The 10,358-nt window shown below is 71.7% G+C and carries 9 protein-coding genes and 1 pseudogene; 2 read left to right on the plus strand and 8 right to left on the minus strand.

The features are described 5' to 3' along the window. Window positions 1-321: pseudogene (locus tag E4F61_RS14740) on the plus strand (TraB/GumN family protein); the annotation flags it as partial. A gap of 55 nt (window positions 322-376) precedes the next feature. Here E4F61_RS14740 and dxs read toward each other — a convergent pair. From dxs to E4F61_RS13260, 5 genes are all read right to left on the minus strand, one after another. After that, window positions 377-2,278: a 1-deoxy-D-xylulose-5-phosphate synthase gene (gene dxs, locus E4F61_RS13240; protein ID WP_133480101.1), complete on the minus strand. Its 1,902-nt coding sequence runs from the start codon at window positions 2,276-2,278 to the stop codon at window positions 377-379. Window positions 2,279-2,342: 64 nt separating this feature from the next. After that, a complete protein-coding gene (locus tag E4F61_RS14785; protein WP_202909009.1) occupies window positions 2,343-3,557 on the minus strand; it encodes a hypothetical protein in 1,215 nt (404 codons plus the stop codon). Window positions 3,558-3,684: 127 nt separating this feature from the next. After that, window positions 3,685-4,344 (minus strand): HNH endonuclease, encoded by a 660-nt coding sequence (locus E4F61_RS13250; protein ID WP_133480102.1) that lies wholly within the window; start codon window positions 4,342-4,344, stop codon window positions 3,685-3,687. A 62-nt stretch (window positions 4,345-4,406) separates the two neighbouring features. Continuing rightward, the gene (locus tag E4F61_RS13255; RefSeq protein WP_133480103.1) at window positions 4,407-6,203 is read right to left on the minus strand and encodes an acyl-CoA dehydrogenase C-terminal domain-containing protein; all 1,797 of its coding nucleotides are present in this window, start codon (window positions 6,201-6,203) and stop codon (window positions 4,407-4,409) included. Window positions 6,204-6,215: 12 nt separating this feature from the next. Further along, window positions 6,216-6,692 carry a hypothetical protein gene (locus E4F61_RS13260; RefSeq protein ID WP_133480104.1) on the minus strand — a complete coding sequence of 159 codons (477 nt, stop codon included), beginning with the start codon at window positions 6,690-6,692 and terminating at the stop codon, window positions 6,216-6,218. 119 nt (window positions 6,693-6,811) lie between these two features. On the opposite strand from E4F61_RS13260, the gene E4F61_RS13265 reads away from it, so the two are divergent. Next, window positions 6,812-8,002: an MFS transporter gene (locus tag E4F61_RS13265; RefSeq protein ID WP_133480105.1), complete on the plus strand. Its 1,191-nt coding sequence runs from the start codon at window positions 6,812-6,814 to the stop codon at window positions 8,000-8,002. On the opposite strand, the gene E4F61_RS13270 is transcribed toward E4F61_RS13265, so the two are convergent. From E4F61_RS13270 to E4F61_RS13280, 3 genes are all read right to left on the minus strand, one after another. Beyond that, window positions 7,999-8,640, minus strand: a complete 642-nt coding sequence (locus E4F61_RS13270; protein WP_133480106.1) for a response regulator — start codon at window positions 8,638-8,640, stop codon at window positions 7,999-8,001. The two genes, E4F61_RS13265 and E4F61_RS13270, sit on opposite strands and share 4 nt — an antisense overlap. 41 nt (window positions 8,641-8,681) lie before the next feature. Continuing rightward, window positions 8,682-9,383: a sensor histidine kinase gene (locus E4F61_RS13275; protein WP_133480107.1), complete on the minus strand. Its 702-nt coding sequence runs from the start codon at window positions 9,381-9,383 to the stop codon at window positions 8,682-8,684. Next, on the minus strand, window positions 9,380-10,358 hold a 979-nt coding region (locus tag E4F61_RS13280; RefSeq protein WP_133480108.1), incomplete at its 5' end, for a tetratricopeptide repeat protein. The genes E4F61_RS13280 and E4F61_RS13275, both read right to left, overlap by 4 nt.

A 10,358-nucleotide genomic window follows, 5' to 3' on the forward strand; every position in this document is an offset into this window, starting at 1 on the left:
CGCGCCGACGCCTGGGCGCGCGGTGACGTGCAGGCGCTGGGCGCGCTGCCGAATCCCGACCTCGGCGACGTCTGCGAGCGCGCGATGCTCGGCGGCGCGTTCGCCGCCAAGTACGGCATGGACTCGCTGGAGTCGCAGGCGCGCGCCAAGTGGATCGCGGAGGCGGAATCGAGCCTTGCCCGGCATCGCACGACGTTCGCGATCCTGCCGATGAACGACGTGCTGTCGCGCAGCGGGCTGGTGGCCGCGCTGGCGTCGAAGGGTTACGTGGTCGAGGCCCCCGGCGAGGCCGCAGCGAACGGGGACCACATCGCGCCGTAGCCGCACGCGCGCGACTGCTCCGATCTCGCGGCGTCGCGCGCCGCGAGGCGTGTCGTCAGACCGCGGCGGCGCGCGGCGGAGAGCGCAGCTGCGGCCACCGCGCGAGCACCGACGCGCGGATGCCCGCGACGTCCAGGCCCGCCTCGGCCAGCAGCTGTTCGCGACTGGCATGGTGCTGGAATTCGTCGGGCAGGCCGAGGTGAAGTACGGGCAGCACGATGCCCTCGGCGGCGAGGAGCTCGGCGACGCCGGCACCGGCACCGCCGGCGACGACGTTGTCCTCAAGGGTGACGAAACCCTCGTGCGTGCGCGCCAGCTCGAGGATGAGCTCGCGGTCGAGCGGCTTCACGAAGCGCATGTTGGCGACGGTGAGTCCGAGCTCGTCGCCGACGACCTGCGCGGCCGGCACGATCGCACCGAACGCGAGCAGGGCGATGCGCGCGCCGCGGCGACGGATCTCACCGCGGCCGATCCGCAGCGTGTCGAGCGTGGGCTCGACGGCGACGCCGGGACCGGTGCCGCGCGGATACCGCACGGCGGCCGGGCCGTCGAAGTAATGGCCCGTCGAGAGCATCCTGCGACACTCGTCCTCGTCGGCCGGCGCCATCACCACCATGTTGGGCACGCAGCGCAGGAACGACAGGTCGAGGTTGCCGGCATGCGTCGCGCCATCGGGCCCGACCACGCCGCCGCGATCGATCGCGAACAGCACGTCGAGGTTCTGGATCGCGACGTCGTGCACGAGCTGGTCGTAGCCGCGCTGCAGGAACGTCGAGTAGATCGCGCAGACGGGCTTCGCGCCCTCGCAGGCCATGCCGGCGGCCAGCGTCACCGCATGCTGCTCGGCGATCGCGACGTCGAAATAGCGATCCCGGTATTCGCGGCTGAAGCGCACGAGCCCGGAGCCTTCGCGCATCGCCGGCGTGATGCCCATGACCCGCGGATCGGCGGCCGCCATGTCGCACAGCCAGTCGCCGAATACCTCGGTGTAGGTGGGCTTCTTGACGCCACCCTTGGCCACCATGCCCTTGGCGGGATCGAAGGGCGATACCGCGTGGTAGCCGATCTGGTCGCCCTCGGCGAGCTCGTAACCCTTGCCCTTGGTGGTGACGATGTGCAGCAGCTGCGGGCCCTTGAGGCCCTTCAGCGTCTTCATCGTCGACACGAGCGCGTCCATGTCGTGGCCGTCGATCGGGCCCGTGTAGTGGAAGCCGAGTTCCTCGAACAGCGTGGACGGCACGAACATGCCCTTCCAGTGCTCTTCCCAGCGCCGCACGAAGCGCGCCGGCCCCTTGTTCTTGTCGCCGAGCAGCTTCTTGCCGCCCTCGCGCAGGGCGTTCAGCGCGCGGCTGCCGGACAGGCGGCCCAGCATCTTGGTCAGCGCGCCGACGTTCTCGCTGATCGACATCTGGTTGTCGTTGAGGATCACCAGCAGGTTCGGCTCGGGCTCCATGCCGCCGGCATGGTTGAGCGCCTCGAAGGCCATGCCCGCGGTCATCGCGCCGTCGCCGATCACGGCGACCACCTTGCGGTCGTCGCCACGCGCCTGCAGCGCGATCGCCATGCCGAGCGCGGCGGAGATGGACGTCGAGCTGTGGCCGACGCCGAACGTGTCGTACTCGGACTCGTCGCGCTTGGGGAACGGCGCGACGCCGTCCTTCTGCTTGACCGTCGCGATCGTGTCGCGGCGGCCGGTCAGGATCTTGTGCGGATAGGTCTGGTGGCCGACGTCCCACACCAGCCGGTCGTTGGGCGTGTCGAACAGCCAGTGCAGTGCGACCGTCAGTTCGATGACGCCGAGGCCGGCGCCGAAATGCCCGCCGACCAGCGCCACCTGCTCGATGAGGTAGGCGCGCAGCTCATCGGCGACCGCCTGCAACTCGCTCTCGTCGAACGTGCGCAGGTCGGCCGGGACGGCGATGCGGGAAAGGCGCGGATAACGCTGCGGGTCGATCATCGGAGCAGCCGGAAAAGCGAACCCCGTATTGTCCCGCCGCGGGGACGCGAGCGGCAAGTTTCGATCAGCGGCCGCGCAGCCGCCCGAAGAGCCCGCCCGGCTTGCTGCTATCCGGCTCGGGTTCGGGTTCGCGATACGGCTCGGCGAAGCCGGTCGCCAGCGACGCGTTCACGAAGTCGGCGACGTCCGCTTCCGGCACGCTGCTGGCTTCCGCGATCTCGGCGACGGTGGCCGGGCCCTTCATCATCGCCGTCGCGATGCGGAAGTGCTTCGGGAACTCGCGCTCGGTCTGCGGCCACTTGCTGAGCTTGAAGCGCTCGCCGGCGCCGTAACCGCCCTCCAGGCGGCCCTGGCCGGCCAGCAACGCGCCGAACCAGATCAGTCGTGCCAGCGGCTGGGGCGCGCCGAGCGCCGCCGTCTGCGCGCTCCAGACGTCCGCGGACACGGGCTCGAAGTCGGCCAGCGTGCTCTCGCGATCGAACAGCGGGGCCGTCGCCTTCAGCGCGGCCGGGCCGAAATACTGGCGTTCGTCCGCATCGATCAGCACGGAGGTCGAGGCATCGCCGAAGCGGACGCGGCCCCGCACGCGGCCCGAGGCCAGCCATTCGGCCAGCGTGCGCGGCTCGACCGAGCGGACGGGCGCCGGCGCCTCCGCAGGCGCTGCCGACGCTGCAGGTGCTACGGGCGCTGCAGGCGCTGCAGGCGCCGGTTCGATACTGGGCGCAGCAGGCAGCACCTGGCCCACCGCGACGCTCGGCGGCTCGTCGGCGATGGCAGCCGGTTCGGTGATCGCTTCGGGATTGGCGGGCAGCTCGTCGGCCGGGGAGGGCAGCGGGCGCTCCTCTGGCAACAGGTCCATCGGTTCGGGCGACGGCGTCATGCCCGACGGGCGCGACGGCGGGACGCTTGGTTCGGCAGCGGCGGCAGGCACGGCAGCCGGCGTCGGTGCGGGCGCCGCGGCCGGGATCCCCGCGGCGTCGCGGATGTCGCGGAGCAGGGTCGCCAGCTCGTCCTTGCCGACCGGACGACCCAGGCGGTAGGGCGTCTGCGTGCGCGGCGCGGCCGTCAGGCCGACCACGTGCTTGCCGGCCGCGTGCAGCCGCAGCCAGCTCATCGGCCCGTACATGCTGTCCATGTCGACGACGACGTAGTCCGCATGCGTGTCGGGCACCAGCTGCCAGCCGCCACCGGAGGCGGGCAGGGCCTGTTCGAACGCGTGCCGGAGCTCGCTCTCGGTCGACGCGTCCATGCCGGTGAAGCCGAGGGTCAGTGCGGCCATTGCGTCTCTGCCTGGTGGATGGGCCGAGTGTTGCGAATGGGTCCGGCGCCGTCAACGCGCGAGGCACGTCGCGGCAGGGTGGGACGGCCGTCGCATCCCGGAATCGTGAACAGGCACCCAGTCCGGCTCAGGCGGCAGGTCGGCGCGCGCGCTTGGGCAGGTGCGCCTTCAGGAATTCCATCTGGTCCGCGAGGATGTGGCGGTTCGAGAGGATGAGATGCTCGATCCAGCTCGGCCGGTACGGCACGGCGAGCAGCGGCATCGCCGCCTGGTGCGGGGTCCGGTTGCGTTTGCGCGAATTGCAGGGGAAGCAGGCGGCGACCACGTTCTCCCAGATGTCGCGACCGCCCTTGGACAGCGGCACCACGTGGTCGCGGGTGAGCTGGCTGCGCGGGAACACGTCGCCGCAGTACAGGCAGAGGTGCGAATCGCGGGCGAACAGCGCGGGGTTGGTGAGCGCCGGCGTCGGATTGAGCGCGTGCGCACGCGCGCGGCCGCGGGTCGCGACGATCGGATGCAGCTCGATCAGGCTGCGCTCGCCCGTGGTGCGCGCCAGGCCGCCGTGCACCCGCAGGCAGGGTTCGCCGAGCGTCCACGCCACCGCGTCGCGCGCGTACAGGCAGGTGGCTTCCTGCCAATGCAGCCAGTCGAGCACGTGGCCGTGCGCATCGAGGGACAGCAGGCGCACGCCGTCGAGCGGGAAGCCGCCCGGCGGGGGCGAGAGCGGCTCGGCCGACCACACGGGGTCGTGCTGGACCAGTCGCAGGCGGGCATGTGGATGCGCCATGCCCCGAGCTTATAACGGCCGGGTGACGGATGCGCGTCCGTCGCCGCCTGAATCGCGACCGTTCAGCGACCCGCGTCGAACGCCTCGGCGTCCAGTGTCATCAGCGACGTCGCACCGCTGCGGATCGCGGCGGCATGCGCGAGCGTGCGCGGCAGGATCCGCTCGAAGTAGAAGCGGCCCGTGGCGCGCTTCGCGTCGGCGAAAGCGGGCGGCACCGACACGCCGCGCACGGCTTCCACGCTGCGCGCCCACCAGTACGCCAGGCACACGTAGCCCGAGAACATCAGGTAGTCGTAGGACGCAGCGCCGAGCTCGTCCGCGTCCTCGCCGCTGCGCTGCGCGATCTCGACGCTGAGCGCCTGCCATTGCGTAGCGAGGTCGGCCAGCGCGGTGCGATAGCCGTCGAGCTCGGCGTCGCCGCCGGCCGCGTCGGCGAACGCACGGATGCGCGCGAGCATCGCCTTCAGCCCCGCGCCCTTGAGCTGCATGACCTTGCGACCGAGCAGGTCGAGCGCCTGGATGCCGGTGGTGCCTTCGTACAACGTGGTGATGCGCGCATCGCGCGCGAGCTGCTCCATGCCGTGCTCGTGGATGTAGCCGTGGCCGCCGAAGCATTGCAGTGCGTCGTAGGTGACCTCGATGCTCCATTCGGTGAGGCAGGCCTTCACGATCGGCGTGAGGAAACCGACGAGCGCTTCCGCTTCGGCACGTTCCGCCTCGTCGGTGCCATGCGTGAAACGGTCGTACTGCAGCGCGGCGTCGTAGGCGAGCGCACGGCCGCCCTCGACCAGCGCCTTGCAGGTCAGCAACATACGGCGCACGTCGGGGTGGACGATGATCGGATCGGCCGGCTTGTCCGGGAATTTCGCGCCGGTCGCCGAGCGCATCTGCAGGCGCTCCTTCGAATACACGAGCGCGTTCTGGAACGCGCGATCGGACAACCCGAGGCCCTGCAGGCCGACGGCGAGGCGTGCGGTGTTCATCATCACGAACATCGCCATCAGGCCCTTGTGCGGTTCGCCGACGAGATAGCCCTCGGCGCCGTCGAAGTTCATCACGCACGTGGCCGAGCCGTGGATGCCCATCTTGTGTTCGAGGCTGCCGCAGCGAAGCGTGTTGCGCTCGCCGATCGAGCCATCCCGCGCGACGCGGAACTTCGGTGCGACGAACAGCGAGATGCCGCGGCTGCCGGCCGGTGCGTCGGGCAGTTTCGCGAGGACGAGATGGACGATGTTGTCCGTCATGTCGTGCTCGCCGGCAGTGATGAAGATCTTCGTGCCGGAGATCGCGTAGGTGCCGTCGTCGCGCGGTTCCGCGCGCGTGCGCAGCAGGCCGAGGTCGCTGCCGCAGTGCGGCTCGGTGAGGCACATCGTGCCCGTCCAGCGACCTTCGACCAGCGGCTTCAGGAAGACCTCGCGCTGCCACTCGGTGCCGTACACCGAAAGCGCTTCCACCGCGCCGTTCGACAGCAGCGGGAAGTTGCCCCAGGCGAGGTTCGCGGCGTCGACCATTTCCTTGATCGGGAAACCGACCAGGTGCGGCAGGCCCTGGCCGCCGTGCTCGGTCGCGGTGACGAGGCCGGTCCAGCCGCCGTCGACGTACTGCGCGTACGCCTCCTTGAAACCGGGCGGCGTGCGGACGTCACCGGTCGCAACGTCGAGGGTGCAACCGGTTTCGTCGCCGACGCGATTGAGCGGCGCGAGCACCTGCGTCGCGAAGCGGGCGCCTTCCTCGAGCACGGCGTCGATGACGTCGCGCGTGGCGTCGGCATGGCCCAGGCGCGCGAATTCGCGTTCGGCCTGCAGCAGGTCGAACAGCACGAAGCGCATGTCGGCGAGCGGGGCGTCGTAACGGCTCATGGAACCTCCAGGTCAGCGAAGGACGCCGGGCAGGCCGGGCGCCGGGCTCAGCGAGCTGCGGTGCTCGACGGCGAAGGTCTTCTGCGACTTCTTCTCCGGCGTGGCGACGATCTCGCCCTGGAGCTGGTAATCGATGCCGTGGCTGCCGGCCAGCGCGTCCGCGACCGCCAGCTTCGAGGCCGTCGCCGGCTGCAGCCGCAGGTTGATGACGTCCGCCGATTCCGGACCGATGTCGAGCGCTGGGGTCGCGATGACGTCGCCCGCCGCGGCGCCCGCCGCGACGAGCGCGAGGCGCACGCGGTCGAACCGCATCGGGATCGAGCTGTAGTTCTGCAGGCGCAGCTGCAGGTCCCAGCCGCCGTCGGCGCGCACCGTGATCTGCTGCAATTGCGCGGCGGGTTCGGAGACGCGGCGCGCGGGGCCACTCGCGCAGGCGCCCAGCAGCGTGGCGGCGGCGAGGACGAGGAACGTGCGGAACGGACTGCGCATCGACGGCTCCGGTCGGGGATCGCCATGAGCATACCGGTCCGCACGGTGCGGGCGTCGACGGGGCGTGCAGGCGTCCCGCGGCGCGGCGGCGATACTCGCCGGCGATGACGGAGCCGACGATGCAGCGATCGAACCTCAGGCGCATTCCGCACGCGGTCTGGGCGCTCGGCTGGGTGAGCCTCTTCATGGACTTCGGCTCCGAGATGGTGCATTCGCTGCTGCCCCTGCTGCTCGCCGGTCCGCTCGGCGCGAGCGCGCTGGCCATCGGCCTGATCGAGGGCGCGGCCGAGGGCCTGGTGCTGGTCACCAAGCTGTTCTCCGGCTATGCGAGCGATGCGCTGGGCCGCCGCAAGCCGATCGTCGTGCTGGGCTATGCGCTGGCCGCGCTGACCAAGCCGGTGTTCCCGATGGCCGGCTCGGTCGGCGCCGTGCTGACGGCGCGGCTGGTCGACCGCTTCGGCAAGGGCATCCGCGGGGCGCCACGCGACGCGCTGATGAGCGACGTCGTGCCGCCGGACCTGCGCGGTGCGAGCTTCGGGCTGCGGCAGTCGATGGACACCGTGGGCGCGGTGATCGGGCCACTGGCGGCGATCGGATTGATGCTGGCGTTCCAGGACGACATCCGCCACGTGCTGTGGTTCGCGGCGATCCCGAGCCTGGTGTCGGTGGCGATCCTCGTCCGCTTCGTGCGCGAGCCCGAACGCGCGGGCGACCGCGTGGCGCGCGCGCGCCTTCCCATCACGCGCGACGGCCTGCGCGCGCTCGGCGGCGGCTACTGGCGCGTCGTGGTGATCGGCACGCTGCTGTCCCTCGCGCGCTTCAGCGAGGCGTTCCTGATCCTGCGTGCGGACCAGCTCGGGCTCGCGAAGGCGTATGCACCGCTCGTGCTGGTGGTGATGAGCCTGGTCTACACGGTGAGCTCGTACCCGGCCGGCGTGCTGAGCGATCGCCTCGGGCGCCGCGGCGTGCTGGTGGCCGGCCTCGCGGTGCTGGTGGCGGCGGACCTCGTGCTGGCCGGCGCGCATACCGCGACTGCCGCGCTGGTCGGCGCCGCGGTGTGGGGCCTGCACATGGGGCTGACCCAGGGCGTTCTCGGCGCCTTCGTGGCCGACCACGCGCCGGGCGATTTCCGCGGCACCGCCTTCGGCGTCTTCAGCCTCGCATCGGGGATCGCGCTGCTGGTGGCGAGCGGCCTGGCCGGTGCGCTCTGGGACGTCTGGGGCGCGCCGACTACGTTCCTCGCCGGGGCCGGCTTCGCGGCATTGTGCGGCGTGGCGTCGTTCGCGTTGCCGCGCCCGGCGGCACGCTAGTCGAGCAGGCCCTTGCGCAGCGCGTAGCGCACCAGTTCCGCGGTGTTGCGCACGCCGGTCTTGTCGAGCACGCGGGCACGATGGTTCTCCGCGGTCTTCGCGCTGATGTCGAGCTTGCGCGCGATTTCCTTGGTGGTGTGGCCCTCGGCGATCAGATGGAACACCTCGCGCTCGCGCGCCGTCAGGCGCCCGTAGGGATCGTCGTGCGTGCGCTCGGGGTGCTGCAATTGCTGCGCGATGGCGCGGGCCGCCTGCGGCCCGAAGTGGCCGCGCCCGGCATGCAGGTTGCGCACCGCGACCAGCAGCTCGGCGGACGCGCTGTCCTTGACCAGATAGCCCGATGCCCCCGCGCGCACGGCCTGCAGCACGTACTCGTCCTCCTGGTGCATCGTCAGCACCAGCACCCGCGTTTCGGGGACCGCATCGCGGAGCCGGCGGACGACCTCGATGCCGCCGAGGCGCGGCATCGACAGGTCGGCGACCACCACGTCCGGGCGCACCGCCACCGCCTTTTCGATCGTCTCGATGCCGTCGGCGGCCTGCGCGACGACCTGCACGTCGCCCTCCGATTGCAGCAGGCCCACGAGGCTCTCGCGCACCAGCGTGTGGTCGTCGGCGATGAGGATGCGGATCGGCATACCGCCACCCTGCGGCGCGCCGGCCGCCGGCGTCAAGGCGGCTAGAGGCCGTCGACCGGCACCACCGCTCGTAAGCGCGTGCCGTGGCCGGGCGCGGAATGCACTTCGAGCCGTCCCTGGAACAACCGGAGCCGTTCGCGCATCCCCGACAGGCCGCTGCCGCCGGGCTGCAGCGCGGGATCGAAGCCGACGCCGTCGTCCACGACCTGCAACTGCAGCTGGCCGTCGCGCTCGACGACGCGCAGCAGCACGCTGCGCGCCTGCGCGTGCTTGGCGATGTTGTTGAGCGCTTCCTGCGCGATGCGGAACAGCAGCGTCTGGCGCTCGCCGTCGATGGGCGGCAGCGGCTCGATCTCGACCGCGATCGCGATGCCGGCGGACTCCCCGATGCTGCGGCCGAGCCAGCGCAGCGCGGGCTCGAGCCCGAGGTCGTCGAGGATCGTCGGACGCAGCAGGCGCGACAGCTCGCGCGTGTCCTCCAGGGTGTCGGCGCACAGCGCCACCGCGGCGTCGAGCGCATCGCGCAGCGCGGCGTCCACGCCGTCGGCATCGCGCAGCCCCGCGAGCCGATGTTTGAGTGCGGTGAGGTTCTGGCCGATGCCGTCGTGCAGGTCGCGCGCCAGCCGCCGGCGCTCGTCTTCCTGCACGCGCAGCACGGAGCGGCCGAGCCGGCGGAATTCGCGCTCGTTCGCCTCCAGGCGCTCGAGCAGCCGCGTGTAGCGGTCGGGATCGGACGGGTTCATGGCGTCGGATCCGAAGCGGGGCGGCCGCGACTCGCCGAGGGCAACCGCGCGGCGAAACGCGTGGACGCCTCACGCGCCGCAGCTTCGGCCTCGCGCGCGCCGGGCTCGTCGCCGTCGAGGCGATGCGCCTGTGCCGCCTGTGCATGGATGGACGCCGCGACGCGGCTGGCGTTGTCGCGCAGCCACGGCGCGGCTTCGAGGTAGAGCCGCAGCACGGTTGTGCCGTCGCGCGCGGCGAGGGCACGTGCCATCGCGACGTCGATCCAGTCGAGCCGCAGCGCGGCATTGCCGAGCGACGCGGTTGGGGCATCCAGCGTGGCGACGTCGCGGCCGGCGAGCCGCGCCTGCAACAGGTCGAGTTCGAGTTGCAGCGCGCGCACGCCCGACGCCTGCGCCTGCGGCAGCGCGGCGCGCAGGGCCACCAGCGCGCCGCGCGTATCGCCGCGCGACTGCGCGGTGCGCGCCGCGAGGCGGCCGGCGATCGCGCGCTGTTCGGTGGACGCCTGCGCGAGGTCGGCGCGCAACGCATCGAGCTCGCGTTGCGCCGATGCGGCATCGCCTGCATCGAGCGCTGCCTCGATGCCGATCAACCTTGCATCGACCGACCCGCGCAGGTCGTCGCGCTCGTCGAACAGCTGTCGCGCCCGCGCGGCGTTGTCGACCGCGGTCGTGACGTCGCCGCGTGTGAGCGCTACCTCGGCGAGGTTGCGGTAGGCCACGGCGGCTTCCTCGGCCATCTGCAGCTTGCGTGCCTGCGCCAGCGCCGCCTGCTGCGATCGCGTTGCCTCGCTCCAGCGCCCCCGCGCGGCCTGCAGCAGCCCGAGGTTTTCGCGCGTGCGGATGTCGCCGGTCTCGTCGCCGAGGCGGCGATAGGCGTCCGCTGCGCGCTGCCAGTAGGTCTGCGCATCGTCGTACGCGCCCAGCTGGTAATGCGCGAAGCCGATGTCGTTGAGCGCCTGCGCCACGCCGTGCGGA

Source organism: Cognatilysobacter segetis (assembly GCF_004359965.1).
Lineage (GTDB): Bacteria > Pseudomonadota > Gammaproteobacteria > Xanthomonadales > Xanthomonadaceae > Cognatilysobacter > Cognatilysobacter segetis.

Coding starts and splice junctions, on each gene's coding strand:
- dxs (WP_133480101.1), bottom strand. CDS start 2,278: ATGATCGACCCGCAGCGTTATCCGCGCCTTTCCCGCATCGCCGTCCCG.
- E4F61_RS14785 (WP_202909009.1), bottom strand. CDS start 3,557: ATGGCCGCACTGACCCTCGGCTTCACCGGCATGGACGCGTCGACCGAG.
- E4F61_RS13250 (WP_133480102.1), bottom strand. CDS start 4,344: ATGGCGCATCCACATGCCCGCCTGCGACTGGTCCAGCACGACCCCGTG.
- E4F61_RS13255 (WP_133480103.1), bottom strand. CDS start 6,203: ATGAGCCGTTACGACGCCCCGCTCGCCGACATGCGCTTCGTGCTGTTC.
- E4F61_RS13260 (WP_133480104.1), bottom strand. CDS start 6,692: ATGCGCAGTCCGTTCCGCACGTTCCTCGTCCTCGCCGCCGCCACGCTG.
- E4F61_RS13265 (WP_133480105.1), top strand. CDS start 6,812: ATGCAGCGATCGAACCTCAGGCGCATTCCGCACGCGGTCTGGGCGCTC.
- E4F61_RS13270 (WP_133480106.1), bottom strand. CDS start 8,640: ATGCCGATCCGCATCCTCATCGCCGACGACCACACGCTGGTGCGCGAG.
- E4F61_RS13275 (WP_133480107.1), bottom strand. CDS start 9,383: ATGAACCCGTCCGATCCCGACCGCTACACGCGGCTGCTCGAGCGCCTG.